The organism is Campylobacter ureolyticus ACS-301-V-Sch3b (genome assembly GCF_000413435.1).
Lineage (GTDB): Bacteria > Campylobacterota > Campylobacteria > Campylobacterales > Campylobacteraceae > Campylobacter_B > Campylobacter_B ureolyticus_A.
This window is the reverse complement of sequence record NZ_KE340331.1, coordinates 1-25333: the sequence shown is the minus strand read 5'-3', so window position 1 is coordinate 25333 and position 25333 is coordinate 1. Positions and strand designations below refer to the sequence as shown.

30 protein-coding genes are annotated in these 25333 nt (G+C 27.5%); 5 read left to right on the top strand and 25 right to left on the bottom strand.

Features of this window, described 5'->3' with window-relative positions; translation table 11 throughout:
* Positions 1-56: 56 nt before the first annotated feature.
* Positions 57-422 (bottom strand): hypothetical protein, encoded by a 366-nt coding sequence (locus HMPREF9309_RS08635; protein ID WP_016647528.1) that lies wholly within the window; start codon positions 420-422, stop codon positions 57-59.
* Between the two features lie 237 nt (positions 423-659).
* Here HMPREF9309_RS08635 and HMPREF9309_RS08630 point away from each other — a divergent pair, with 237 nt between their 5' ends.
* The 5 genes from HMPREF9309_RS08630 to HMPREF9309_RS08610 all read left to right on the top strand — a co-directional run bounded on the left by HMPREF9309_RS08630 (position 660) and on the right by HMPREF9309_RS08610 (position 5046).
* Positions 660-1022: a plasmid mobilization protein gene (locus HMPREF9309_RS08630; RefSeq protein WP_016647527.1), complete on the top strand. Its 363-nt coding sequence runs from the start codon at positions 660-662 to the stop codon at positions 1020-1022.
* Positions 1012-3105, top strand: a complete 2094-nt coding sequence (traI, locus tag HMPREF9309_RS08625; protein ID WP_016647526.1) for a TraI/MobA(P) family conjugative relaxase — start codon at positions 1012-1014, stop codon at positions 3103-3105. The genes HMPREF9309_RS08630 and traI overlap by 11 nt, the downstream gene beginning before the upstream one ends.
* Positions 3106-3196: 91 nt before the next feature.
* Positions 3197-3880, top strand: coding sequence for an AAA family ATPase (locus HMPREF9309_RS08620; protein WP_016647525.1), 684 nt, complete (start codon positions 3197-3199; stop codon positions 3878-3880).
* A 71-nt stretch (positions 3881-3951) separates the two neighbouring features.
* The gene (locus HMPREF9309_RS08615) at positions 3952-4158 is read left to right on the top strand and encodes a hypothetical protein (protein WP_016647524.1); all 207 of its coding nucleotides are present in this window, start codon (positions 3952-3954) and stop codon (positions 4156-4158) included.
* A gap of 162 nt (positions 4159-4320) precedes the next feature.
* Positions 4321-5046 carry an NYN domain-containing protein gene (locus tag HMPREF9309_RS08610; protein WP_016647523.1) on the top strand — a complete coding sequence of 242 codons (726 nt, stop codon included), beginning with the start codon at positions 4321-4323 and terminating at the stop codon, positions 5044-5046.
* A 239-nt stretch (positions 5047-5285) separates the two neighbouring features.
* Here HMPREF9309_RS08610 and HMPREF9309_RS08605 read toward each other — a convergent pair whose 3' ends face one another.
* From HMPREF9309_RS08605 to HMPREF9309_RS08490, 24 genes are all read right to left on the bottom strand, one after another.
* Entirely contained in the window at positions 5286-5681 is a 396-nt protein-coding gene (locus HMPREF9309_RS08605) for a hypothetical protein (RefSeq protein ID WP_016647522.1), read from the bottom strand.
* A complete protein-coding gene (gene lepB, locus HMPREF9309_RS08600; RefSeq protein ID WP_016647521.1) occupies positions 5674-6195 on the bottom strand; it encodes a signal peptidase I in 522 nt (173 codons plus the stop codon). The genes HMPREF9309_RS08605 and lepB overlap by 8 nt, the downstream gene beginning before the upstream one ends.
* On the bottom strand, positions 6195-6836 hold the full coding sequence (locus HMPREF9309_RS08595) for a Fic/DOC family protein (RefSeq protein ID WP_016647520.1): 642 nt from the start codon (positions 6834-6836) through the stop codon (positions 6195-6197). The genes lepB and HMPREF9309_RS08595 overlap by 1 nt, the downstream gene beginning before the upstream one ends.
* Positions 6833-7063, bottom strand: coding sequence for a hypothetical protein (locus HMPREF9309_RS08590; RefSeq protein ID WP_016647519.1), 231 nt, complete (start codon positions 7061-7063; stop codon positions 6833-6835). The genes HMPREF9309_RS08595 and HMPREF9309_RS08590 overlap by 4 nt, the downstream gene beginning before the upstream one ends.
* 107 nt (positions 7064-7170) lie before the next feature.
* Positions 7171-7890, bottom strand: a complete 720-nt coding sequence (locus HMPREF9309_RS08585; RefSeq protein WP_024962041.1) for a nucleotide-binding protein — start codon at positions 7888-7890, stop codon at positions 7171-7173.
* A gap of 8 nt (positions 7891-7898) precedes the next feature.
* Complete coding sequence (locus HMPREF9309_RS08580; protein ID WP_016647517.1) at positions 7899-9722, bottom strand: type IV secretory system conjugative DNA transfer family protein; 1824 nt, start codon at positions 9720-9722, stop codon at positions 7899-7901.
* A gap of 9 nt (positions 9723-9731) precedes the next feature.
* On the bottom strand, positions 9732-11918 hold the full coding sequence (locus tag HMPREF9309_RS08575) for a zincin-like metallopeptidase domain-containing protein (RefSeq protein WP_016647516.1): 2187 nt from the start codon (positions 11916-11918) through the stop codon (positions 9732-9734).
* On the bottom strand, positions 11915-12055 hold the full coding sequence (locus HMPREF9309_RS09075; RefSeq protein ID WP_016647515.1) for a hypothetical protein: 141 nt from the start codon (positions 12053-12055) through the stop codon (positions 11915-11917). Before HMPREF9309_RS09075 ends, HMPREF9309_RS08575 begins: the two co-directional genes overlap by 4 nt.
* On the bottom strand, positions 12039-12404 hold the full coding sequence (locus HMPREF9309_RS08565; protein WP_016647514.1) for a single-stranded DNA-binding protein: 366 nt from the start codon (positions 12402-12404) through the stop codon (positions 12039-12041). Before HMPREF9309_RS08565 ends, HMPREF9309_RS09075 begins: the two co-directional genes overlap by 17 nt.
* Positions 12397-12960, bottom strand: coding sequence for a lytic transglycosylase domain-containing protein (locus tag HMPREF9309_RS08560; RefSeq protein WP_016647513.1), 564 nt, complete (start codon positions 12958-12960; stop codon positions 12397-12399). Before HMPREF9309_RS08560 ends, HMPREF9309_RS08565 begins: the two co-directional genes overlap by 8 nt.
* A complete protein-coding gene (locus HMPREF9309_RS08800) occupies positions 12953-13822 on the bottom strand; it encodes a hypothetical protein (RefSeq protein ID WP_016647512.1) in 870 nt (289 codons plus the stop codon). The genes HMPREF9309_RS08560 and HMPREF9309_RS08800 overlap by 8 nt, the downstream gene beginning before the upstream one ends.
* A complete protein-coding gene (locus HMPREF9309_RS08550) occupies positions 13815-15032 on the bottom strand; it encodes a TrbI/VirB10 family protein (protein WP_034908057.1) in 1218 nt (405 codons plus the stop codon). Before HMPREF9309_RS08550 ends, HMPREF9309_RS08800 begins: the two co-directional genes overlap by 8 nt.
* Positions 15033-15047: 15 nt before the next feature.
* Positions 15048-15482: a hypothetical protein gene (locus tag HMPREF9309_RS08545; protein ID WP_016647510.1), complete on the bottom strand. Its 435-nt coding sequence runs from the start codon at positions 15480-15482 to the stop codon at positions 15048-15050.
* A complete protein-coding gene (gene trbG, locus HMPREF9309_RS08540) occupies positions 15479-16396 on the bottom strand; it encodes a P-type conjugative transfer protein TrbG (protein WP_016647509.1) in 918 nt (305 codons plus the stop codon). The genes HMPREF9309_RS08545 and trbG overlap by 4 nt, the downstream gene beginning before the upstream one ends.
* A 9-nt stretch (positions 16397-16405) precedes the next feature.
* Positions 16406-17068 (bottom strand): VirB8/TrbF family protein, encoded by a 663-nt coding sequence (locus HMPREF9309_RS08535; protein WP_016647508.1) that lies wholly within the window; start codon positions 17066-17068, stop codon positions 16406-16408.
* A gap of 12 nt (positions 17069-17080) precedes the next feature.
* Entirely contained in the window at positions 17081-18376 is a 1296-nt protein-coding gene (trbL, locus tag HMPREF9309_RS08530) for a P-type conjugative transfer protein TrbL (RefSeq protein ID WP_016647507.1), read from the bottom strand.
* Positions 18330-18575 carry an EexN family lipoprotein gene (locus HMPREF9309_RS08525; protein ID WP_016647506.1) on the bottom strand — a complete coding sequence of 82 codons (246 nt, stop codon included), beginning with the start codon at positions 18573-18575 and terminating at the stop codon, positions 18330-18332. The genes trbL and HMPREF9309_RS08525 overlap by 47 nt, the downstream gene beginning before the upstream one ends.
* Before the next feature lie 49 nt (positions 18576-18624).
* On the bottom strand, positions 18625-19446 hold the full coding sequence (trbJ, locus tag HMPREF9309_RS08520; protein ID WP_016647505.1) for a P-type conjugative transfer protein TrbJ: 822 nt from the start codon (positions 19444-19446) through the stop codon (positions 18625-18627).
* Positions 19447-19456: 10 nt separating this feature from the next.
* A complete protein-coding gene (locus tag HMPREF9309_RS08515; protein WP_016647504.1) occupies positions 19457-20155 on the bottom strand; it encodes a TrbM/KikA/MpfK family conjugal transfer protein in 699 nt (232 codons plus the stop codon).
* A 1-nt stretch (position 20156) separates the two neighbouring features.
* Positions 20157-22607: a VirB4 family type IV secretion/conjugal transfer ATPase gene (locus HMPREF9309_RS08510; protein WP_016647503.1), complete on the bottom strand. Its 2451-nt coding sequence runs from the start codon at positions 22605-22607 to the stop codon at positions 20157-20159.
* A gap of 1 nt (position 22608) precedes the next feature.
* Complete coding sequence (gene trbD / locus HMPREF9309_RS08505) at positions 22609-22899, bottom strand: conjugal transfer protein TrbD (RefSeq protein WP_016647502.1); 291 nt, start codon at positions 22897-22899, stop codon at positions 22609-22611.
* Positions 22896-23192: a TrbC/VirB2 family protein gene (locus HMPREF9309_RS08500; RefSeq protein ID WP_024962031.1), complete on the bottom strand. Its 297-nt coding sequence runs from the start codon at positions 23190-23192 to the stop codon at positions 22896-22898. The genes trbD and HMPREF9309_RS08500 overlap by 4 nt, the downstream gene beginning before the upstream one ends.
* Before the next feature lie 18 nt (positions 23193-23210).
* Positions 23211-24155 carry a P-type conjugative transfer ATPase TrbB gene (trbB, locus tag HMPREF9309_RS08495; RefSeq protein ID WP_016647500.1) on the bottom strand — a complete coding sequence of 315 codons (945 nt, stop codon included), beginning with the start codon at positions 24153-24155 and terminating at the stop codon, positions 23211-23213.
* Positions 24156-24357: 202 nt separating this feature from the next.
* Complete coding sequence (locus HMPREF9309_RS08490) at positions 24358-25068, bottom strand: replication initiation protein (RefSeq protein WP_016647499.1); 711 nt, start codon at positions 25066-25068, stop codon at positions 24358-24360.
* Positions 25069-25333 lie beyond the last annotated feature (265 nt).

Sequence of the window (25333 nt, the reverse complement as noted above, 5' to 3'; positions counted from 1 at the left end):
CTAAGTTTAATATTTGTTTAATATTTTTAGAGCAATTCTTAAAATTTTCTTAATTTTCATAAAATATCCTCATCTTTAAACTCTTTTCCAAATTTAGCATTAAACACATTTTTAGAATTAGTTTGTATTTTTAATTTTAAAGGCTCATTTTCAATTTTTTTATCTTTGGTGCTACTTTGATATTCTTTTAAATAGTTTTTACTTTTTAGAGCCATTTTTAATTGATTGTGAGCATTTTTAAATACATCATTAAAATATTTATTGAATTGCTCATAACTTAGCTTTAAATTTTTTTCTAGTTTTGCCTTATTGTAAAGAGCTTTTGAAACAACAAATCCATTTTTAAATTCTTGCTTTAAATATTCTAAATTTGAAAAAAATTCAATTTTAGCTTCACCTCTTTTTAAACCATTATCTGCCATTTTTTTATCCTTTTTAAAATTTCTTATTTCAAAACCCTAATTTACCGAGTTTATAAACAATTTTTAATGAAAAATTATAAGACATTATACCGCATTTTAATACATTTACATAACTCAATTTTGATAATGTCTTATAATTTAGTATAATTTCTTGGAGTAAAAGGACAGGATATGCAAATGTCGAACATTTGCTAAGTTTTATCGCAGCAAAGCTGCTCTAAAAAATTTGGAGTAAAAATGAATAAAACAAAAAGAATAGCCATAAGAGTAAGTGAAGAAGAGTATAAAATTTTAAAAGAAAAAAGTAAAAATTATGGTTTAAATATTTCAAGGTTTTTAAGAGATTTATCTTTAAATTATCCCTTAACTTGCATAGTAGATCAAAGAGCTATAAAAGAAATGTTAAATATTGCTGGTGATATTGGTAGGCTTGGCGGTCTTTTTAAATATTGGCTTACTTTAAATTATGATGAAAAACCTAATTTTTCTGATAAAAGAAGTTATGATGACATAGATAAGATAGTTGATGAAATTTTAGAGCTGCAAGATTTATTAAAACAAGAAGCCTTAAAATTAATGAAAGAGATCGATGATAATTAAAAAAGTTTTATTTAAAAAAAATAAGTCAAATTTTAAAAATTTAGCAAATTATATACTTGATGAAAATAATAGCAATGCTAAAATTTTAATTAATTATATACTGGATGAAAAAAATGAAATGGAAAAAGTTGAAGCCTATAATTTTTCTAACTGCTCGTTTAACACCAAAGAAGATAATATTGCTGAAATTTTAAATACTCAAAAATTAAATACTACCACAAAACAAGATAAGACAATGCACTTAGTTGTTTCTTTTAGAGAAGATGAAAATCCAAGTATTAAACTAATGAAAAAAATAGAAGATGAGATTGCCAAAGCCTTAGGAATGCAAAATCATCAAAGATTAAGCGTAGTTCATTCAAACACAAATAACTTACATATGCATATTGCAATAAATAAAATAGATCCAATTACTTGTAGGGTAAAAAACCCATACAATGATGTTAAAATTTTACAAGAAACAGCTATAAAACTTGAAAGAAAATATAATCTTAAAAAAGATAATCACATGTCAAATTTTCAAAAACAAAGTAAAAAATATGATCATAGCTACACTTTGTCGTTTGAAAGTTGGGTAAAAGAAAAATTAGATAACAAGTTAAAAAATATTTTTAAAAAAGAGGATTTAAAATTCGACGAAATAGTTTATTTATTAGGTCAGCATGATCTTGAATTTAAAGAGCGAAGAAATGGTTTTTGTATATCAAGTAAAAGCGAAAAGTTATTTTGTAAAGCAAGTAGTATTAATAGAAATTTATCCAAACAAATGCTTGAAAAAAGATTTGGAAAAATAAATTTAGATACCTTTATAAATATAAAATCTAATCAAAAAAGTAGTTTTAATTATGAACCGACGAAAAAAGAGCAAATTCATAGCAATTGTTGGAATGTATATAGAGCTTTGGAAAATGAAAAAAAACATAAAAAACAATTAGAGCTTAAAAATTTAGAAAAAGAAATTCAAAAAATTTATAAAAACAAATATACTTCAAAAAGCCAAAAAAGAGAAAAAGTAAAAGAAAAAAGGGATTTTATCTATCAAAAATACAAGTATAAATCTTATAGAGATTTTTTAATAGATGAAATTTTAGAAGATAGGGGAAATGAAGAAATTTACCTATCACTTAGACGAAATAAATCAAATTTAGATATAAATGAAAATAACCTTTTTTCAAAAAACGATAAACCTAAAATTTTTAAAGATTTTGATTATATAACAAAAGAGGGCTTTGCTGTTTATAAAAATGATGAAAATAAAATAATCGATAAGGGAAATTTTTTAAAGATTTCATTGCAAAACAACAATAGAGATTTTTTACTAAAAACACTAGAAATTGCTATTGATAGATTCGGAAAAGAACTTGATATAACAGGCGATTTTAACTTTAAAAAAGAAATTTTAGAAGTTGTAAATGAGTATAATTTAGATGTTAAATTTACTGATAAAAATATGGAAAAAATAAATATCATCAATAAACAATCAAAGCAAGATATAAAAGCAAAAAAATATCTTAAAAAAATTATAGAGATAAAATCAAATGAAATTCTTTTAAATAAAAAACTAAAAAAAGATATAAGAGAAAAAAGCATAAAAAGTTTAAATAGATTAAAAAACAAATTGGAAAATACAGGTGTTTCATTGTTTGAGGGTGATTTTAAAATGCTTGATTTTGATAAAAAAATAATTAGTCAAATGAAAACAAAAAAAGTGGATATAAAAATCGATGGACTTTATGTTGATGATAAAAATATGAGTGGAATTTCTGCTATGAATGAAGAGGTAAGATTAAATTTTATCTCTGAGGGTAAAGATAAAGAGCTTGAAAAATTTGAAAAATTTTTATATTTATTGCAAAATACTGATAAGGTAAAAGACATCGCAGTTGGTTTTTATGAAAATAGAAAAGTAGATACTAAAACATATTTAGAAAAATATGATATGCAAATTTCCAAAATAAATAAGCAGATCAATGCTATTGAATTAGGCAGCAATTTCGAGATTATAAAAAGTTATTATAACTCTTTAAATGTTAAAATTAACACCAAAAAAACGCAGGAAGTATTGGTATTAAATTCAATATAAATATTAATTAGATATTTTAATAATATTGTAAAAATATTTGTTTAATTTTATTTTAATATTTTTTAGATATGATTACGAAAAAAGGATTTTTATGGTAATTTCTATTGTAAATGAAAAAGGCGGAAGTGGAAAAACAACTTTGGCTGTAAATTTAGCTTCAATGCTCTCATTTGATGGGGATAATGTTTTATTAATTGATGCAGATCCGCAAAGATCAACCGAAGTTTTTTCAGATATGAGAAGTCAAAACGAATTAAAACCACTTTTTAGTAATGTTTCAAAAACAGGTCTTAGTCTAGGTGATGAAATAAAAAGGATGAAAGAAAATTTTGATAGTATTGTAATTGATACTGGCGGAAGAGATAGTAAAGAGATGAGAAAGGCAATGCTTAATTCAAATATCATCATAATTCCAGTAATTGCTTCTCAATATGATGTTAGTGTTTTGGATCATATGCTTGAAATTTATGCAGAAGTAAAAGAACTAAATGAAAATTTACTAGCACTTTTATTAATAAACCGCTCTTCTACAAATCCATTTTTATCAAAAGAGTTAGAGAACTTACAAAAATATATAAATGAAGTAAAAAAAGAAGGAAATTTAACTGATTTAATTCTTTTAAAAAGTGTAATTTATGAAAGACAAGCTTATAAAAAAGCAGTAGTTGAGGGAAAAAGCATAAAAGAATTTTGTAAAAGTGATGATAAGGCTTTACAAGATTTTGAAGCATTTTATAAAGAGCTTTTACAAGTAGCAAAAGAATATTTTAACTAGATATTGTTTGGATATTAAAAAAGTATCTATAAAATATCTTAATTATATAATTTAAATGTTAAGGAAATATTATGGGATTTAAAAAAACAACAAAAAAAGAAGATGAATTTATCGAAAATGCAAGAGGTGAGACATCAAATTTAACACCAAAAAGACAAAAAAGGTCTAAAACTTTTTTGATGTATTTTACAAACGATGAGTTTGAAAGGGTAAGTATTGAGGCTCAAAATATCGGTATGGGTATCAACCAGTATATAAGATTTAAGATTTTTAGTTAAAACATTACAATGCTTAAAATTTTATTTGTAGGTATTGACAAATATATTAAAATTAATGTATAATACGGCAAATTATTTGTGTGCTAATGGACGTCTTATATAATTATTAAGGAAGCGTCTTTAGCACTTTTATTTAATTTATTTTTATTATAGGAATTTATTATGGGAACTAAAACTAATTATAAAACCGATTTCAGCAAGATATTTAAACCACTTAAAACAGCTGTGCTAGTTGATTTATCTTTCTTTTTGAAAAGATATAAAACACAATTTAATGTCTCAAATTCTGAAGATATAGCAAAAAGACTTAGACATTATATATATAAATCTGTGTTAAAGAACAATGATTATCTATATAGAATATTTATTTATGATTGTGAACCACTGGAAAAAGATGTTACTTTACCAATAAGTAAGAGGCAATTAAATTTAAGAAATACTGATCTCTTTAAATTTAGAAAAGCACTTTTATCTGACTTAAAACAGCAACCCTATTGTTCTGTAAGACTTGGAAACTTTGATGCAAACTTGATACAATGGAAATTTAAAAATTATAAATTATTTAAAAAAGTTATACACGGTGAAGTGTCAATACAAGAATTAAAAGATGAAGATTTTATAATGGATCTTAAACAAAAAGGTGTTGATATGAAAATTGGTTTAGACATGGCAACACTAGCTAATAAAAAACAGGTTGAAAAAATTATTTTAATTACTGCCGATAGTGATTTTATTCCAGCAATTAAATTAGCACGAAAAGAAGGAATAATAGTTCAGCTAGATCCAATGCAAAATAAACATATAAAGCAAGATTTATTAGAACACCTTGATACATTAAATTCTGTTTTTCCGAAAGATAAAACAGATATAGATGATTTATTCGAATAATAAAATTTAATTTTATGTAACTGATTGTATGAGAATTTAAAAATTTTCATACAAATTCTTTAACCTAATTTTTTAAGAATTATGCTAAATTTCCCAAATTTTACATTAAAACTTAAACAAATTTACTTACTTTAAGCTTTATAAACTTAAAGTAGATTTTTTAAATTTAACAAATGCCCATAATATCATCATTATAAAATTTAGTATTGAAAATTGCACTTTTCATTTAAAAATCAAATTTAGTTCAAGTTTAGAAAAATTCCGATAATTATTCCAACAAGAAAAAATATAATTTGCAGACCAGCAGAAATGAAAATTATCTTATAATTTATATCTTTGGTGTCTTTTTTATTTGTATCATTGTCAGTATTTATTTTGATTTGTGAGTTTTGAAGTTTTGCAGTGTGTTCTAAAATATCAAAAATAATCTTATCTTGGTTTTTAAACTCTTGTATAATGTTATTTTTATAGCTTTCTAAATCCATTTTTTGTTTTATTAACATGTTTTCAAGTCTTTTTTCAAACTCGTTAAATATAGTTTCATTTGCACTAACAACTGCCAAAATTGGATCATTTTCATCTAAAATAATATTGTGTTTTTGTGCGATTTCATTTATGATAGCTTTTTTATCCATTGTTGTTCCAGGTTAAAATTTCTCTTACTTTTTGTATTTTTATATCGTTTGTGTTTATAATCCCAAAATACCTACTATCAAAGCTTCTTTTATGATCTCCCATTACAAAAATTTCATTTGGTTGCAATTTTCTATTTATATTTGCGTTCTGTAAAGGATTACCTTTTGTATCAAATTTAAAAATAGTGCTATTTTTTACTAAAATTTCATTGATAAAAACACCATTTTTATCAACTTTTACAAAATCTCCATTTGCAGCAACTACTCTTTTTAATAAAATTTCACTATTTTGTGGAATTTTTAAAATAACTAAATCTCCTTTTTTTGGTGTAGTATTTTGGATTTGATATATTCCAAGTGGCATCGAAGCAGTTGTATTAAATTTAAGATTAAAAGTGTAAAAAATAAGCACACCAACAAGAATAAATGAAATTAAGATTATAAAAAAGTATTTAATATTATTAGAATATCTAAAAAATATCTTTAAAATGTTTAAATCATATGTTTTAGACATTAAAAAAATATTCCTTGTTCTTTGGCTAAATTTTGTTTAAAGCTCTTTAAATTTGCTTTTATAAGTGCTTCGAGTTTTGCAGGTTTTATTTGAGAAGCTTCAACACTTGCAATTAGCATTTTTTCATTTGAAATTAAATTTAAATCCATTTTATATCCTGCATTTTTAGCTAATTCATTGCAAAATATCCGCTGCGTCCTACCATTTCCTTCACGGAATGGATGAAGTGCGTTTAACTCCATTAAAAAATTTGCCATACCTTTTGCAAAAGAATTTAAATCTTTGCTATTTTTTAGATAGTTTTGTTCTTTTAACTCATCAAAAATTATTTTTGAATATTTTTTAAGTTCTTTACCTGGAACGAAATTTTGTATATAATTTGGATTAAATGGTGATCGTTTAGCAAAAGTATCAAATAGTCTAAGCTCAGCTCTATCTTTTCCAGCCCATTCAAAAACATCTTGGAAAATAAATTTATGGATATCTTTTAAGTGCTGATAATCAAAATTTCCCTTAATGGGATTTTTTTGAATTTCAAATATTCTATTGGCAGTATATTTTCTACTTGTTTTTTCAAATTTATCATAATTTTTAATTCCTAATTTATTGTTTGTAATTAGCTCTTCAAAGATATCATTCACAATAAGCCTTTATTTTTTAGTCTGTTTATTGATTCTTCGGTTGTTCTATTATTTATTGCCTTATCTACAAGCATTTCTATATCTATTTCATTTAAATACTCATTTTCTATTGCGTGAGAGCCTATAACTGATTTTATATTATCATAATCATCTTTACTAAGCTCATTTTTATATTTTTTTAGTATCGCCAAACTTTCTTCTAAACTATTAACTTCTGGGTAAGTCATTTTATCTCCTTATTTTTAAATTTATCTAATTATACAATATTTATATTTAATATTATATAAATATTTTAAAGATAATTATATGATATTTAAATCATATCTTTACAATATTATAAAAATATTTCTAATTGTTTAAAAGCCTTATCTCTAAATATTTTAAGTCTTTGTTTGCTCATTAGTGAAAAATCTTTATTTTTCATAACTTCATCAAATGTTAAATTTGAGCTTGTCATATCGTTTAAATCCTTACCAAATGTATCTTTACTAAGTAAATTTAAATAAATAACTGCCACTATTTTTTCTTTTATTTTTTGATATTCTTCAAACTCTTCAAATTCTTTATTATCTTTAAGTAGTTTTCCGTGATATTCATTAATCCACACCACAAAAGAGTTATCAAATGCTTGTATAAGTTGGGTTAATCCTAAAATTGTGTCATCTCTTGCTTGTCCGCCAACAATTGGAACATGCATATAAACATTTATTTCATTATCTTTTAGTAAATTTATGATTTCATTTTCTTTTAAATAGCTAACTAATGGTATAAAAGTAGTTGCACCACTATCGATTATAATATCATCATGCTTTTTATCAAAAGCAATTTCTATAATTTTATCAAATTCTCTAACATTAAAATTTCCATCTTCTGAAATAAGCTGTAAAAATTTAGCTTTTAGTGCTTTTATATTGTATAAAGTTGTATTGTTTGGGTCTGTATCTATGGCTAAGATACTTTCATTTTTAAAAAGTAGATATTGACAAAGTAGTGAGCTTATAAAACTTTTTCCAATGCCACCTTTTGCGTTTAATACAAAGTGTAAATTCATAATTTTTCCTTTTATTTTATGATGTCGCTTAATTTATTATCTAGGTTAATTTTTGATCTTTGTAAAAAAGTTTCATCTTTGAAAAAAAGTATTTGTTTTCCATAAATTGGTAAAGATCCAGCTATAAAAATAAGCATATCCCCCGCTTCTGTAATAAGTCCTGTTTTTTTATCTTTTTTTGCTGCTTTTATTCTCATACATTCATCATCTGTAATTATAGGGCGTTGTGTTTCCTGGATAGTTTCACTTACATTATCTAAAATCACAGACATTCTTTTACCTGAGCTTGTAATTGCTTTTTTAATAACAGTTGCTTTTCCACTCATTTCAGATAAAACTTTTGCCGTTTCTATTTTATTTGGAGCATATGCAATTCTTACATGGCAATTTGATATAATACTTTCATCTTTACCATAAAGATTATGGAGTTGTGAAATATCTTGGATAATGAAATAATATTTTATTCCATAACCAGCTGCATAGGCGATATTATTTTCAACAGAACCTAATTTTCCAAGAGAAACTATCTCATCACCCATAAATAAAAGTCTATGTTTATAGTTTTCAACTCCTTTACCATCTTCAAATTTTAGTGATTCATCAGTAAGAGTTCTTAAAATTTGATTTATTAAAAGATTATTAAGTGGTTTTAATCTATCCATATTGCTTGGTGGAATGGTTATATAAAGACTAACTGGCAAATCATAATTCATTAAATCTCTTATTTTAAATTCACTCTTTGATATGTTTTTTGCAATGATTGGATCAATATATAAATTTAAAGCTTCGTTTGTTGAGCCTATAACGCCGCTTAATTCTTGTGGAGCTTTATTTGACATTGATTTTGCTATACTTTTTATCATATCTTTTGAAGTTTCTTCGATCTCTAAATCACAATCCAACATTTCAGCTAAACGCTCATCAATTGAAAAATCAGGGTCGTTTATAAATTTATACAAATCATATAAACTAGGGGTGTTTTTAGATTGTGTTTTTGCTTGGTGTAACATAAATAAAGTTATCGCAGATAAAAATGAAACAGCTTCATTTTTAAAATAACTTGTATTTGATTGTATGTTATTTGATGGACTTTCTCCTTTAAATATAAGATTGATTGCGATATTTTGGGTATCTTTTATCTCGTGAATTGTGTCAATTTTAATTTCTTCTAAAATGTTAAATTTAACCGCACTTCCATCGGTGCAAGTTGGATCAAATTTTAAAACTTTATTATTTGCATACTTTTTTCTCCAACCAGCAGTTAAATTCCAAAGTTCGCCCTTAATATCTATTATAAGTGCTGAATGCTTCCAAGATAATAAAGTTGGTAATACTAGCCCAACGCCTTTTCCGCTTCTTGTAGGTGCAAAAGCGATGATATGTTCAGGTCCGTTGTGTTTTAGATAATAAGTTGTTTTTTTATGTAAAAATCCACCAATATAAACACCATCATCGTTGTTTAATATTCCCATTTCTTCAATATCTTTTAAATTCGCCCATCTTGCTGATCCGTGCAGATCTTTTATAGCTTTTGCTTTTCTTATAAAAAATAGCCTAACTATAATAAACATAATGAAGCTAAATGCTATCCCAGCACTTAAAAATACAAAAAATTGATTGAAAAAAGCCGGATAAAAAGAGTAATAATCTTTACTCCAAAAGATAAAACTTAAAGGATTATATAAGCCATAAATCCAAGTTTCGCCTAAATTTGGAGAGTAGTTAAATGATTTTGCAATATATTGAGTTGAAATTGAGCTTATAATTAGTAACACTATAAAAATAGTTAAAATTCCATACACATAAGCTAATGCTTGATTTGTCTCTTTTTTCATAGTTTTGCCTTACAAAGATATAGCAATATCTTTTTTTGCTGAAATTTCTCTTTTTATAGATTTTGATTGGTTTAGTGCTTTTTCTGTTCTTAGTTGTTTTACTAATTGTTCTTTAATCTGCTTTTTTACCTCTTCAAGTCCTCTACTTTGCATTAAATCATTAAAATCGCTTAGTCCTTTATTTACTTCTTCATTTGTGAAATTTGGCAATACAACCTTAATATTGTCATTTTTTTGTTGTATATCAAAAGCTGTTTTTTTACCAACATTTACTGCATTATTTAGCTCTTTTTTTATGTCATTATCAGCTGCTATTGTAATTTTCATTTTTGGAAATTTCTCTTTTACATTTTTTATCACAATTTTTAAATTTCCAGCATCAACGCCCATTATAGTTGGATTCTTAGTTGCTTCATAAACACTTGCTGCTGTTGCAAAACCCTCACAAACAAAAACTTCTTTAACGCTATTTAAATTTTTAGCACCAAGAAGAAAAAAGTTACCTTGCTTTTTGGCTGGATAAGTAATGTTTTGTTGCTTTTCTTCTGTTGATCTTAAAGCTCCTATTACTTTATCTCCATTTTGAAAAATTCTTTGACTAGCCCAGTGTTTGCCGTTAATATCTTTTAAAGGAATTAAAATATTTCCGTGTTTATCTTGTTTTAGATAGTAGTTTTTAGTAAGTCCTTTTGCTTTAAAATATGGGTGATTTTGATTAGCCCACTTTGCATTATTATATTCTTCTTCAAGCTTTAAAGCTGTTTTTTCATAAGCCTCATTTAATTCTTTTTCTCTTTGAGCTTTTAAAGCATTATTATTTTCTTGTATGTTTTTTATCTCTATTTCTTGGTTTTTATTTGTTAAATTTGAAAAGCTACTTTTCCAATTTTCCTTAAAGCCTGTTTTGAAATTTTGAATAAAACCTGCTGGATGACCATTTAAAAAGCCTACATATGCACCGCTTAACTCTCTTCCTTTATCGCCAATCGTTTTTACTCTGTGAAGTTTTCCATCCATTATAGGCTCGTTTTCAATGATTAAACCAGCTTCATTTAGTGCATTTTTAAACTCATTAAAAACATCTGTTGTTTTTTGTTCTTGTGGATTTAACCAGGTGCTAAGTTTGTTTAAATTTGTTCCTTTTGGAGCATACCACATTTTAGATTCTCTGTCCCATTTTGCACCAGCATTTTTAGCCCTGTCTTTTTCATCAAAAGGAACATATAAATATGTTTTTTTAGTAGCCATAAATGTGTCCTTTTTTTGTGTTATATTATCTAAATTTTTATTTTGTTCTATATTTTGTTTTTGTTCGATACCTAAATTTTCTAAAAAATTTACTATTTTTGTTGCGTCTGATGAAGCTTTAAAAATTTCAGTTGGTTTTTCTTCTAAAATTTTAACCCAGCTATCGATGTAACTTATATGTTGATTTGGATTGTAATCAAGTCCCAATTTTGAATTAAATAAAAAAGAAGCAATTTCAGCTCTTAATTCTTCTTTGGCATATCCAACCGATCCAAAAGGATTGTTTAAATCTCTGTTTAATCTGCTTTCGTGTCCGCTCCAATGACCTAATTCGTGGATTGCAGTAGCATAATAAGCTCCCTCGTTTATAAAGCTTTCCTTTGGAGGTAATACAATTTCATCTTTTTGTGGCGAATAATAGGCTTTGTTTCCTGTGTGTTTTATTGTGGCTTTTGAATTATTTAATAGCTTTTGGGCGTTTTCATTGGCTTTAAATTCGCTAATTGTAGCTTTGTTTTCAAGTTTTGGCATATTATCAATTTGACCAGCGTTAAAAACATTTGCAAAAAATACCCTTGGTCTTTCTAACTTTACTTCGATCTTTTGAATTTCGCCGTTTTTATCTACTACTTTGTTTCCATTTTCATCGATTTTATCAACAAATTCACTAAATTGCCAATATTGAATAAGAGTTGATTTTTCTCCTTTTCTTACTTGTGCGTTTATGCTTTGTGCTTGTTTATATGTAAGCCATCTTGGATCATCATATCCAGCCAACATTAAATTTATACTATTTATGCCATTATAGCTTTTATTGGTGGTTGGATTATATGGTAGAGTGTTGTTTAATTCATCTGCTTTCCAAGGTTTTATCCATGGAGCTGTGCCATTTTTAAGACTTTTTATTATTTTATCTGCTGTTTGCTTTATAAAATCTTGATTTTTCATGATTCATCTTCTATCGCTTCTTTTATATCATCTTTTAAAATAGCATCTTCTTCAAATGCTCCTAATTCTTCTGCTAATTCAGGTTCTATTTCATATCCATATCCTGGTGTTAAATCTAATTCATTGAAAATCTTCATAAAATTCTCCTTCTAAATTTTCATAAGGTTCTTTTGTAATACTTTTTGGAATTCTAAAATCTATCTCTTTGGCGTTTATTTTATATTTGTAGTAGTTTTTTCCATCGTTTTCCCATCTTTCTTGGATGAGTTCTCCAACTACATCAATGGCAATTCCTTTTTTTATGTGGTTTTCTAAGGATTGTGCGTAAGCACCAAAAAGAGTTACATCAATAAATGTGGTTTGTTCTACGCTTTTATATTTTCTATTGTTTGCGATAGTGAAATTTAAAACTGCCATTCCACTTTTAGTAAAATTTATCATTGGATCAGCTACAACTCTTCCAGCAATTGTTATGGTGTTAATCATAATTTTCTCCTTGTATTTTAAAATATTTATCATTTTTTAGTAAGTATTTATTAAAATTTAAAGTCAGTTTTGTATTTGATTTTTTAGCGTTTTCATAAATTTGCAAATCATAAAATAGTGCGTATTTTTTTACATATCCATTATTAAAACCTGATTTTTCATCACCTGTATTATAAATGCTTAAAGCTCTTGTAATTCTTTGAAATTTGTTTAAATTTGGATTTGTGCTTTCATACGCTAAATAAAAAAGATCACTTCCTGCTTTTATGTTTTTACAAGCATCTAATAAATCATCGACGCTATAATGTGAAAAAAGCGTAGAGTTTAAATTTTTAGAATTAAATTGCATTAAACCAATATCGACACTATATCCATTTGAGATATATTTTTTAGCCAAATTTATAGCTTCATCTTTTGTTTTTGGTGCAAAACTACCAATTTTATTAACATTAATTGCAAATTGATTTTTGGTGCTTTCAACTTCGATGATTTGTCTAATTATGGCTGTATCAACATTTGGATTTTTACAATTTTCAATAATAGCCAAATCAAACATTATTTAATCCCTTGCTATTATCTAGCTTTAAATTTGAGCCGATAGATTTTAAATTTGTTTTAATTAATGCTTCCATTAAAGCCGTTTTGTTTTCTTTTAAACTATTTATGGCGTTAGTAAATTTTTCTTCATTTATTTTAGTTAAATCGACTTTTAATTTTGCGTCTTTTACTAAATCATCATAAAATTTAACATCTTGATTTGGATTTTGCTTGATGATTAAAGTTAAATCTCTTGCAAATTGATTTATGTTTTCACACTCTTTTAGGTTATTTAAAAGTGATTGTGGTATAATATTCGTGTCGGTAGCAGGTGAAATGTTCTTTTGAACCAGTCGCCCGTCAAGACTTTGGGCTTGAGTGTAGGGGGTGTGGGCGTCCCTACCACCTGCTGCTATTTTAGATTTTGTTACAGTTGCTGAATGCGTTTTATCGCCAGATATATTTATATCAGCGTCTTGTTCGGCAGGTCTCGAAGTGTGGGTTTTAGACGTCTCCACCAGCAGCTGTAATCTTTCAGCTCTTCTTAATAATCTGTTAAATTCATTTGGGTTTCTTTTTAAAACATGGTAAATTCTATTTGTTCCTTCTTCATTTCTAATTCCAACATCGCCCATTTTATCTTCAAAGCTTAGATTTCGTTTGGCAACAAACAGATCATTTTCGGCTTTTGTCCTATGGTTTTTTGAAACTAGATTATGTTCTAATAAAACTTCTGATATTGTTTTTGCAACTTCTTCATTATTTTTAAACATTTCAGGGTGATTTTTTACAAAGCCTGATAAATCTGCAATAGCTTCCCTATCCCCATTTAAGGCTTCCATAAGAGTTATACTTATTTTAAAAATTTCTAAATCACTCATATAATGTCTCCAAGGGTTCTAAAATAATATCTTTTGTAACAAAAATATTAAATTTATATCCAGGTCTTATTTCAAGTGTTGGAGCGATATTCATATTTTTTCTTATCATCTCACTTGCAACTTGTCCGATTTGATTTATAGCTGCTGACATAGCTTTATCAGAGGCTGTTTCTGTTTGGTGTCCGTCTGATTTATCTGCCAAAGAAATTCCAGCTGTAATTGATGATAAAAGTAAAGCTGAACCAAAAATTCTAAAATAGTGATTATTTACTTTATCTTTAAAGCCTGAATAACCATCTGTGCTTGTTCCTTGCATATTTGATAAATTTAAAGTATCTCCACTTGGAAAAATAACTTTATTCCAAGCAACTAGAATTCTTTTTTGTCCATAAACTATATTACTTGAATAGCTGCCTACGACCTTGCTTCCTTGTGGAATTAAAAGATGTTTTCCACTTGCGGTATCATAAATATTTTGTGAAATTTGAGCTAAAATTTCACCTGGAAGATCCGAGTTTATTCCTGTGATTAAAACTGCTGGAATAATCCAACCTGCTTTTAATTCAAATTCGCTAAAAGGCTTTTGTTTAATTTGAGCTAAATATCCGCTATCTTTTTTCTTTGAAAGAAAAATTTCTGCTTTTTTATCTCTATCTTGTTCTGAAATTTCTCCAAAACTTTGATTTTGTAGATTTGTTACTGCGTCTAAATTTGGATAGTTATCTGCGGTATTTTTGTTGTTTGTTTCTTCATTTCTTACATCGAGTTTTGAAATACTTGTTAATGCTTTTAGTCTCATTTCGTTTTTTAATTCTAGCTCTCTAAGTTCAAATTCGCTTAATTGATTTGTTTCTTCCATTAAATTTACAGGCTTTCCTAGTGGATTATCTGATTTTACTTCGATATTTGTAGAATTTTTATCTGCTTGAAAATCATCTTTTGTTGCTAAGATTGGAACTTGTTTTGTTGTTTCTTTGCCTGATTCTTCTAATGAATTGACATAGGCTTTTACATCTTTGTTTTGGGTTTGGGATTGTTGCTCGGTTTTAGTTGTTTCTTGGTGTGTTTTTAATTGTTGAGATTTTGATAGTGCAGCGTAAATAATAGCAAGTAACACCAAAACAATAATAACAAAAATTATAATAATTGGAAATTTCGATAATCTTTTATTATTTGATAGTTTTGTTGGTGAGCTATCGGCGTCTAAAATTCCCATATTTTATCCTTAATTGTTAAAATTGAAAGTTGTAATGTTACCTATTGGAACTGGTTTATTATCAATTATTTCATAAGCTCTGCTAACTTTTTTCTCATCTAGGTTATAGCTCAAATAAATTTTATTATCTTGTTCAAAAATATTATAACTTAAAAAAGTTAGCCCTTTAATGCTGCTATTATCGCTAATTGCATAACCTTTATTTCTAAGTTTATTTGTTAAATAATCATAAAAATTTTTATCTAAATCATCTGTATGAATATAAAAAGTTGTGGTATTTGCTAAAAAATTAATCGATATAAAATCAACCATATCATCAGCTAAAATGTTAAAATTTATACTTTGAGTTTGACGCTCAATAGTTGAGTTAAAGTATTGTGGGTTAAATTTAGCACAACCTGTAAAGCATAAAGCCATCAAAGAAATAAAAATAATACGCTTCATTTTTTATCCTTTGCAAGTGATAAGTCATATAAAACATTGTCTATAATTTCTTGGTTTGCTTTGTTTGATTTTTTGGTTATGATAATTTTTTGTTGATTTTTACCAACACCAGAAAGTAAAATTGCTTTATTAAACAATCTATCAACAATATACATATCTTGCTTAACTCTGTAATTTACTACTTCTTCTTTGTTTTTTGAATCTAATATCATCAAAGCAGGAGCTTCATAAAATTTCAAATTTTTAGCCATTTGTATGTAAGTTTTGATTCCATCGTTATATACTCTAAGCGGTTTAAATTCCCCATTTCCTGTTATGGTGTAGCCAAAATCTAAATTTTCAATATTTGTAGGAATTTTATCATCTTTGATTTTATAAAAATTCTTTGAATTTGATTTTGCTTGAAGCTCTTTTTTATAATTTGATAAAGTGTTTGTTATGTTATTTGGATAGTGAAATGCAACACCTGGCATAAATTTTTTCTCTTCTGAAATTAAATTTAGCCTATAAACTCTTTTATTTGTCATAATATTTAGTGTAGTTTGAAGTCCGCTATCAACAGGTTTTATAATTACATGAGAAGTTATAAGTGGTTCTTCTCCGCTTGTGCTTAAAGATATAACCCACCTAATGCTATCTCCAATTTGGACATCTTTTATTATTTCACCTGGTTCTAAAACTATATCTGTAAGTCTAAGTGGAGCTGTGATTATACTTGGCATTGCATCACCAAAAAGAAAAATAATCTCTCCATTTTCGCCTTTTATTGTAGTTGTTTTTTTGTCTATCCATTTTTGAGCTATTTCTAAATCTTTCTTTTCTTTCGGTGTTAAATTTATATAATCTCTTTCATCAAAGCCATTAGAATATAAAAGAGCCATAGCACAAAAGCTTAAAACTAGTATTTTTTTCATATAAATTCCTTATAAAATTTTTGCATAATTTAGATCAAATATAAAAATTCCCAAAGGATTTTTTAAAATTTGCTCTTCTGTTGTTGGCACAATCTGTTTAACTTGGAAAAATCCCCTATAAGTTATTTGTGAAATAATCTCTTCTTTTAAATTTCTAGTTTCTTCTTCCCACTCAACTTGCCAAGTATCAGCGTTTTGTGGAACAATACTTTTAACTTTTACTCTGACATTTTCTTTACTTACTTGCTTAAATGGATTTTTCTCTCTGTATTCTTCATTTATAAAATTAAATGCTTTTGAATTTGGTTCAAGGTAGGCATATGCATCAAATATAAATTTTCTTTGAATTTCTACATCGCCCCACACAGAACGCCAAGAATAAATAAAAGTATTAAGACTATATTTTATAACATTGGGATTTTTTAAATCTATATTTTGGACTATTCCAACTTTTGAAGTATTTCCTAGTTTATCAACTTCTATCACATATGGGATTAGTTTGTTTTGCGTAGTAGAGTATCCAAGAAAAATAACACAAATTAAAGAGATAATCGCACTAAGAACTGCGATTATTTGCCAATTTCTTTTTTGAGATATATAATTTCCATATCTTTCAAGCCACTCTCTTTTTGCGTCTAAATATGGATTTGTTTCATCTATTTTTTTACTCATTTTTTACCTTATTTAAGAATTTATACCAGAGTGATAAGTTTCATTTTTATTTGCACCTGAAATTGTTCCGCTGCTTACATTTTTAGTTTCATCTATTGGAGACATTTTTTCTCTAATTCTGTTTGCTATATCATTCATTCTGCCTTTTGATGTAGCTTTATCTGATAAATTTGAAAAACTACCTTTTAAGCTTTCTTTTGTAGCACCTGCTAGAACCGAAGCTATACCCATTGTATGCTTTCCAGTTTGTTTGATTGCATCAAGTGTATTTTTTGGTGCTTGATATGGAGTGTTTTGAAAATGGGCATCACTAGCTGCTTTCATAGCTCTTGTAGCTCCAACAGAACCAGTTGCGATACCAACAGCTGCTGTGGCTGCTGCTGCTCCTGCCATTGTAGCAACTGCTCTAAAACCTGCTGCACCACCTGCTGAATCTCCAATTGCACCATTAAATACTGCTTCTATAATTCCTGGTATAATTTTTGTTATCATACATAAGATTAAAGATATTGCTAGAATTTGTAAAATTAAAGTGGTATTAACATCTTTTTCTAATTCTTTACTTATATCAAGTATGGTTTTAAATGTTAAACTCATTAGTGCTTGTAACATAAAGACTTCTATTCCTATTTTAATGGCTGTCAATATGGGATTAAGCCCGATTTGCTTAAAGTGTTCAAGTCCTCCAAGAGCAAGTGCAAAAAATGTAACAATTTGCATTACAAAAAATTTTATGTATGCAACTAATAAGTCTATTGCCATTAGTAAAAAAGCAATTAAAATAACTAGTCCAGTCATTACTAATAAAAAACTTTCACCAGGCGACCATAAACTTACCTTATCAAAAATTATGCCTACAATTTTTAAAGAGGTAGATATTATATTATTTGGCGTTACTGACACCGAGCCAGCATTAACATTTTCAGATAGTTCTATAAAACTATTAAATATGTATTTAAGCCAATTATCTATATTGAATAAAAATAAAAAAATACCTATTGTTATTATTTTTTTAATAAGTGTTACAAGGAATTCTCCAATTTCAAATCCACTTAATGCCATTTTTCCAAAAGTCCAAGTTATATCTATAACTACAAGCACCCAAAAAACCCATAAACAAGCAGTTTTTATCGTTGGAACCCAAGACTTTAACCCAATTTGTAAAAAGTAAAAAATATCGTCAGAATTTTCCGCACCAAAAGAAAAAGTAGTAAATAAAACAAGCAATACTATTACTCTAAATATACTGCTTGTTTTTGAATTAGAAATTTTTATAAATGTCTGGTCTGCTCTTATCTTCCCAGTCATTTTTACCTGAGCTAAGAATAGCGGAATTAGCATTTTGGCATTCAAGACGCTGTGTTTCATTTAATTTCTCCACTTTTTTGCACTCTTGGACTTTTATTTTTGCTTCGTCTAAATGCTCTGTATAATAAGCTTTTGTTTTTGCTTCTTTCTCGCAACCAACTAAAAATAACAAAGTAAAAGCGAAAAATATATTTTTCATTTTTCATATCCTTTAAATAAATTTGTGTATTATACATAAATATTCCTTATTAGAATTTTTTATAAATGTTTGGTTTGCTCTTATCTTCCCAGTCATTTTTACCTGCACGGAGCTTTTCCGAAGCTGCTTTATTCATCATTTCTTTATTATTTTGAGAAGCCATATAATTTGTCATCATATTGCTTTGATCCATCATTACTTTTCTTAGCTTTCTTGTTTCATCGATTTGATAAGCTATTAAATCATTTCCAGCTTGTGCTACTTCCAAAGCTCCTTTTGAATTTTGTGATCTTTGTTTTAATTTTGCTATGATTTTTGTTTCATTGTCAAAATCACTTTCCATAAGCTCTAATTTTTGCAATGTTCCTTTAAAAGTATTTTGATTTTTGGCTAAAATTTCATCATATTGTTTTGAATAAGCTTCATTTCTGCTTTTTTCATTTGGTGAGTTTTTGAAAATATCTTTGTATTCATTAGCATTTTTGTAAGTTTCTTCAAATACCCTAGAAACATTTCCAAGATCATATGAAATTCCTTGAACCTTAGACATTACATTTCTTGTTTGATAAAGGATAGTTCCTAAATCTTTCCAATCATAGTTTTTTAAGCTCTGCAAATTTTGAACTTGCATTTGAACCATTCTCATTTGTTGTTGAAGCTGCGAATACATTTGTTCGTATTGTTGAATTTGCATTGTGTAATCTTTCATCATTTGAGCGTAATTCATAACAGCTTGTGCTATCGCAGCAACATCAACTGTTGGAATACCACTTGCATTTAATGAATTTGTAGTTAAAAACATAGAAGTTAAAACAGCAATAGATAATTTTTTTATAGCTTGTTTTTTATTTTTTGAAATAAGAATATTCATTTTAAATCCTTTATTCATTTATCCAGCAATCTTTTTGTATTGGTGCTTTTTTATAAAATTTATTTAATGGACTATTTAAATTTGCCCTTCTTCTTTTGATATATGGATTAGAAAAACTAACTTCAATTTCGCTATCTTTTAGTTTTAAATATTCTTCTTTTGAAATTTCTATTTGGGTATAACCGCTATACCATTCATCATCGCTATACCATTTTGTGTTTTGGCAGATATTTTTTGGTCTTATGTTTGTGTATTGATGAGTAATCAATCTTTGACACTCACTTGGAATTGAAGTTTTTGGTCTGTATTTATACTCTACACAACGACATCTTCTTTCCCCGCAACTTTCTCTTACACATTTTGTTTCAGGGTGGGAATTAAAGTAACTAGCAGTGCATTTTCTAGGGTCTGAATTTGGTAAAACATTATCTCTTAGATCTGCAAAAATTGGATCTTTTATATCTGCACCATCAACAGGGCAAAGCTTTAAAAAATCAGCCCTAGCTTTTATTGTGTCTTTCCATTTTTTCTCTTTAATGGAAAAATATCTGTTTAACGACGGACTGCATTCACTTGGTCTTGTGCCACTTGATAAACATAAAAGAGCTTCACAAGCAAGTTTAGTATCTCCTGTAAGCTCACTAGCATTTATGTTTATACTAAAAATTGTTGCTAAAACACCAAAGAATAAAATGTATTTTTTACTCATATCAATTCTCCTTTAAATTTGATATATCAATGTTTTCTTCTTTAAACCATTCATATACCCAGTCATTACCAAATTTATTAAAAAGATTTTTTATTTTTCGAATGCTATTTTTATCGCTTATTGCACTTAAAGATAAATTTACTCTTCCAAGTCCTAAATTAAAAAGTCTAGTGCCAAGCGGTGATACAAAATAGTATTCTCTTTTTGGTATTGCGTCTGAAATAATGCTTATTTGGACATCATTAAGCCCAAAAATTTTATAAAAATCATAAGGACCAAGTGTGTTTTCACTTCCTTTGTTAAAAGCTTCATTGTTAGGTAAAAATATTTTCGTAGGGCAAGATTCTTGCAATACATCTAAAATTCCACTCTTTGCACTATCGCTTAAACTTTGTGTCGCCATAATAACAGCACAATTTGCTTTTCTCAAAACTTTAAGCCATTCAACAATTTTATTTTTAAATACAGGATGACCCAAAGCAATCCAAGCTTCATCAATTATTAGTATTGTTGGATTTCCATCTAAATTTTGTTCTATTCGATAGAATATATAAAGCAAAGTTGGAATTATGTTTTCTTCGCCTAAATTCATTAAATTTTCTATTTCAAAAACAGTTATGTTGGCTAAATTTAAATTATCTTTTTCAGCGTCAAGTAAAAATCCAGCTGGACCACTTATTGCGTAATGATTTAATGCATCTCTTAAAGTTTGATCTTGTAAATTTGATATAAATTCAGTTAATGATTTTGAATTTGTATTTATGTGAGATAACATTGCTTCGTGTATAGTTTTTTTGTATTTTGGTGTAATTTCTACATTTTGAAGTTTAAGGCAAGTTTCTATCCAATTTTCAGCCCAAGCAATTTGAGAAGGTGTTTTTATATTACTAAGTGGTGCAAAAGCAAGTTTTGAGCCTTCTCCTGCTATATCATAATGAGTTCCACCAGTTGCAATAGATGGTGCAAAAAGACTCATTCCTTTATCAAATGCAAATATTTTAGAATTTTGATACTTTTGAAACGCCAAAAGAATATTAGCAAGTAAAACAGATTTTCCAGCTCCTGTTGGTCCAAATATGACAGTATGCCCTATATCTCCAACATGCAAATTTAATCTAAAAGGCGTTGCTCCATAAGTAATAACTTGCATTAACGGCGGAGAATTTGGCGGAAATTTATCACTTGGATTATATTTTTCTCCCGCCCAAATTGAAGCAAGAGGAATAAGATGAGCCAAATTTAAAGTATTTATTACAGGTCTTCTTAAATTTGGATAAACAAACCCTGGAAGCGAACCAAGATAAGCTTCAACTGCATTAATCGTTTCAACTCTTGCCATAAAACCAAGTTTTTCTAGGGCTGATTTTACTTCTTTTAAATTTTCTTCTAATTTATCGATATTTTCATCAAAAATTAAAATATTTGCAGAGTAATATCCATAAGCTAAAAGCCCACTATTTATTTCAGTAATTGCACTATCTAGTTCTTTTACCATTAAAACAGCGTGTTCGTCAATTCTTGTAGATGGTCTATCTAAAAGCTGGTCTAGCCAACCCCTTGTTTTTTGCTGCCATTTTTTGCGGTATTTATTTAATGATTTTAAAGCAGTTTGGCTATCAAGGAATATAAATCTAGTGTTAAATCTATAATTAAAACCAAGTTCTGTAAGTAAATTTAAGATATTTGGATAGCTATCACTTGGAAAACCATCAATTGCAACAATTCCAATATATTTGTCGTTGATTTTTGGTCTCATTCCTGTAATAAATTCTTTTGCACCAAGAAGACAATCAAGATACATAGGAATTTTTGGAAGTATAACTCTTTGTCTATTGCCACAAATACAAAAATTAATATATTCAAGCATATCATCTAAAATATACTCATTATTGTATTCATCAATTGCCACTCTTTGTTTCATCTTTTCAATTTTTATAAAATTACTTAAACTTCTTTCTAAATCTTCGATTGAATTTTTAAAATATTCTAATATTTTTTGACTTTGATTTTTGGTAACTCCTTCATCGATTATCATCATATCTGTAATTTTTGATATATTTTTATTTGGCGGTAAATATGTAAAAATTATTGTAAAAATATTTTCGAAATGCTCTACATTTTTAAAATACTGCTTTCTTTCGTTTTCTAAAATTTGAGCTATTTCGTTTGAAAAATGTGTTTTTCCATCGATATAATTTTCAACTTTAAGTCTTGAACAATCTATATGAACAGCCCAACCGTCTCCAAGCCTTGTAAGAATTGTGTTAATTTTTGAACTTAAAGAATTTCTATCGGTAAATGTCATAGATGAAATATCCCCAGCTCTATAATAAAATCCTGCTGTAAGACTTCCATCTTTGTTTAAAAGCACTCCATCATCAATAAAACTAGCATAATTTAATATGTCGGGGAAGGCTAAATTACTTGATCTAAATTCTTTAAGTGGTAACATATTAAGCCTTTATAAATGGAGTTGATCTCGCTACATAAAAGTTTTTATATTTTAATTGTCTCATAAATATAAATCTCATTAGTGGATCGCTTTTTGCCATAAGTCTAAGAAAAAAACCACAAAAGAAAAGCAAAAATAAACCAAGAATAGTAGTTATAAACGTAAGACCTGTAAAAATTAATGCAAAGCTGATTACACCTGTTACAAGTATCAACTCTCTATCGGCACCAAAAATCAAATTTGGCTTATTTAGAGCCGAATATATATCAGCTCTTTGTAGTTGTTCGCTCATATTAAAGCCCCAGAAGCCCCAAACATATTCATAATATTTACAGCACCAACAATTAAAGCAACAACCAAAACTACGTATATAAGAGTTTTAACAAAACCTGAAAATTCTCCACCAAATACAAGTCCAACACCAGCTGCGACTATTGCCAATAAAGAAATAATAAAAGCAACAGGACCTGTAATACTTGCTTTAATGGTTTGAAGTGGGCTTTCCCAAGGTAATCCTCCACCTGTTGTTGAAGCAAATGCAAACACAGCACCAAAAATAAAGAAAAGCATTAAATATCTTTTCAACATAATTTTCTCCTTAAATTAAATTTGATTAAAAATGTATTTTTTATTTTCATTGTTAAAACCTGAAATTTTTATAATTTCTTTTATTTTTCTTCCGTTGTTTGTTTTTTTGATAAAAACAACTAAATTTACAGCTTCTGCGATGAGTTCGCTCATATTTGTAGTTGATACTTCGCTAATTAATTGTTCTAGTCGTGTAAGTCCTCCATAAGCAGAATTTGCATGAACTGTTGCAATTCCACCTGGATGACCTGTATTCCAAGCTTTTAATAGATCCAAAGCTTCTTTTCCCCTAGTTTCTCCAACAATTATCCTATCAGGTCTTAAACGCATTGTTGCTTTTAAAAGTCTTAGCATATCAGCTTTATCACTAGTTCTTAATACAACTTTGTTTTTTGAAGCACATTGTAATTCTGCTGTATCTTCTATGATTATAATTCTGTGTTCTGGTGTAAGTCTTGCAATACCTGCAATTATTGCATTTGCAAAAGTTGTTTTTCCACTTCCTGTTCCACCAACGATCAAAATATTTTCTCTTTCTAAAATTGCTTTTTCAATTATTTGTTTTTGTTTTGGTGTTAAAATTTCTGATTTAATATAATCATCTAAGGTAAAAATTTTGATTGCTTTTTTTCGTATGGTAAAAGTTGGAGTTGCCACAACTGGCGGAATTAGTGCTTCAAAGCGTGAGCCATCAACTGGGAGTTCGCATTCAAGTATTGGATTATCTACATTTACGGTTGTATCTAAAAAAGAAGCAACTGATCCAATTATAGATTTTGCTTTTGATTCTGAAAATTTACCATGACATTGCATATCTTGCCCTAGTTTTTCAACCCAAAGGTTCGAATCAGAATTAAGCATAATTTCTATTGTTTCATCATCATAAAGAAAATTTAAGATCTCATCTCCAAGTTCTCTTTTGATCTTAACAATTATGCGATCTTGAAATTCAGCGTTCATCTGCTAAATTCCTTATAAAAAGTAAAAGATTGATTTTTAAAAAATGTAGAAAGTATAAATTTTGTGTAAAAATAGAGATTAAATTTTGATAAACAAAACTTAGTGGGCTTCTGCTCCCCCCCCCCCCGAGCTATACGGCAAATAATTCATTTTTACTCCAAAAAATAATATAAATGTAATTATATCATAAAATAATAAAAATTTAGGCACATTCCCAGCTTAAAATCAAATTTGTATATTTACGACCTGTTTTTATTGCTTCATAATTTGCTTTGATTTCAGTTTTTTCGTTTATTTCATCGATGCTCGGATCTAAAACATATCTCTTAAAATCTCCAAAAACTCTTAAACTTTTTGGAAGTTGTAAAAGCTCATATAAAAAATCAAGCTCGAAATTAATCTCTTTTTTATCCTGGTTTCTAACTTGCATACAAAATTCGTAAAATCTTGTAGTATATTTTCCTTGAAATTGTATAGCAACCTCCAAAGAATAAGTTGTAAATTTCTCTTTTAATTTTAATAAATATGGAACTAAATCATCGCTAATTTTAAATTCCATTCTAGCTTCTCCCCCATAATATTTAAAACTACTAAACCAATTACAAGCAATCCAATTTATTCCATCCTTAATCAATAAAGGTTTTTTTAATATATTTACCGCTAAATCTTTTAATCTATTTTCATTTAAATCTATATTTAGTTCTTTTTCAAGCTCTCTTACAGTGCAGCTGAATTTAAAAAAACTTTCATCATTTACGCTGTCAATTTGTGCTATGGCAAGAAGAATTAGCCTTTGTTCGCTTAAATTTAAAGTATATTTAGAATTTATCATAGCATTTGCCTGGGTTATGGTTTTTCTATCTGATAAATTTCTAACTTCAACGATCTCATTTTTATCTATTTTTTTAGCCACATTATCTCCTTTTAGCTATTTCTCGCGGACAAAAACTCATAATTCAAAGACAAAAATACATTTTAACTGACAAAAAGTCATAGTTAAATTTTTTAAAATCCCCATAAAATAGATGTTATTTTTATCTACGGACAAAAAGTCATAATTAGAAATTATACTTTTTAAAATGAGTTATGTCAAGTATTCTCATAATAAATGACTTACAAAATTCGAACTCATAGTTCACTGACAAAAACTCATAGTTCACTGACAAAAACTCATAGTT

Excerpts from the sequence above, each read along its gene's own strand:
- traI (WP_016647526.1), top strand. The coding sequence starts at position 1,012 with ATGATAATTAAAAAAGTTTTATTTAAAAAAAATAAGTCAAATTTTAAA.
- trbD (WP_016647502.1), bottom strand. The coding sequence starts at position 22,899 with ATGAGCGAACAACTACAAAGAGCTGATATATATTCGGCTCTAAATAAG.
- HMPREF9309_RS08560 (WP_016647513.1), bottom strand. The coding sequence starts at position 12,960 with ATGTTTGATTTGGCTATTATTGAAAATTGTAAAAATCCAAATGTTGAT.
- HMPREF9309_RS08800 (WP_016647512.1), bottom strand. The coding sequence starts at position 13,822 with ATGAGTGATTTAGAAATTTTTAAAATAAGTATAACTCTTATGGAAGCC.
- HMPREF9309_RS08535 (WP_016647508.1), bottom strand. The coding sequence starts at position 17,068 with ATGAGTAAAAAAATAGATGAAACAAATCCATATTTAGACGCAAAAAGA.
- HMPREF9309_RS08635 (WP_016647528.1), bottom strand. The coding sequence starts at position 422 with ATGGCAGATAATGGTTTAAAAAGAGGTGAAGCTAAAATTGAATTTTTT.
- HMPREF9309_RS08565 (WP_016647514.1), bottom strand. The coding sequence starts at position 12,404 with ATGATTAACACCATAACAATTGCTGGAAGAGTTGTAGCTGATCCAATG.
- HMPREF9309_RS08630 (WP_016647527.1), top strand. The coding sequence starts at position 660 with ATGAATAAAACAAAAAGAATAGCCATAAGAGTAAGTGAAGAAGAGTAT.
- HMPREF9309_RS08580 (WP_016647517.1), bottom strand. The coding sequence starts at position 9,722 with ATGAAAAAAGAGACAAATCAAGCATTAGCTTATGTGTATGGAATTTTA.
- HMPREF9309_RS08610 (WP_016647523.1), top strand. The coding sequence starts at position 4,321 with ATGGGAACTAAAACTAATTATAAAACCGATTTCAGCAAGATATTTAAA.
- HMPREF9309_RS08510 (WP_016647503.1), bottom strand. The coding sequence starts at position 22,607 with ATGTTACCACTTAAAGAATTTAGATCAAGTAATTTAGCCTTCCCCGAC.
- HMPREF9309_RS08590 (WP_016647519.1), bottom strand. The coding sequence starts at position 7,063 with ATGACTTACCCAGAAGTTAATAGTTTAGAAGAAAGTTTGGCGATACTA.
- HMPREF9309_RS08605 (WP_016647522.1), bottom strand. The coding sequence starts at position 5,681 with ATGGATAAAAAAGCTATCATAAATGAAATCGCACAAAAACACAATATT.
- trbG (WP_016647509.1), bottom strand. The coding sequence starts at position 16,396 with ATGAAAAAAATACTAGTTTTAAGCTTTTGTGCTATGGCTCTTTTATAT.
- HMPREF9309_RS09075 (WP_016647515.1), bottom strand. The coding sequence starts at position 12,055 with ATGAAGATTTTCAATGAATTAGATTTAACACCAGGATATGGATATGAA.
- trbB (WP_016647500.1), bottom strand. The coding sequence starts at position 24,155 with ATGAACGCTGAATTTCAAGATCGCATAATTGTTAAGATCAAAAGAGAA.
- trbJ (WP_016647505.1), bottom strand. The coding sequence starts at position 19,446 with ATGAATATTCTTATTTCAAAAAATAAAAAACAAGCTATAAAAAAATTA.
- HMPREF9309_RS08525 (WP_016647506.1), bottom strand. The coding sequence starts at position 18,575 with ATGAAAAATATATTTTTCGCTTTTACTTTGTTATTTTTAGTTGGTTGC.
- HMPREF9309_RS08620 (WP_016647525.1), top strand. The coding sequence starts at position 3,197 with ATGGTAATTTCTATTGTAAATGAAAAAGGCGGAAGTGGAAAAACAACT.
- lepB (WP_016647521.1), bottom strand. The coding sequence starts at position 6,195 with ATGTCTAAAACATATGATTTAAACATTTTAAAGATATTTTTTAGATAT.
- HMPREF9309_RS08575 (WP_016647516.1), bottom strand. The coding sequence starts at position 11,918 with ATGAAAAATCAAGATTTTATAAAGCAAACAGCAGATAAAATAATAAAA.
- trbL (WP_016647507.1), bottom strand. The coding sequence starts at position 18,376 with ATGACTGGGAAGATAAGAGCAGACCAGACATTTATAAAAATTTCTAAT.
- HMPREF9309_RS08545 (WP_016647510.1), bottom strand. The coding sequence starts at position 15,482 with ATGAAGCGTATTATTTTTATTTCTTTGATGGCTTTATGCTTTACAGGT.
- HMPREF9309_RS08515 (WP_016647504.1), bottom strand. The coding sequence starts at position 20,155 with ATGAGTAAAAAATACATTTTATTCTTTGGTGTTTTAGCAACAATTTTT.
- HMPREF9309_RS08615 (WP_016647524.1), top strand. The coding sequence starts at position 3,952 with ATGGGATTTAAAAAAACAACAAAAAAAGAAGATGAATTTATCGAAAAT.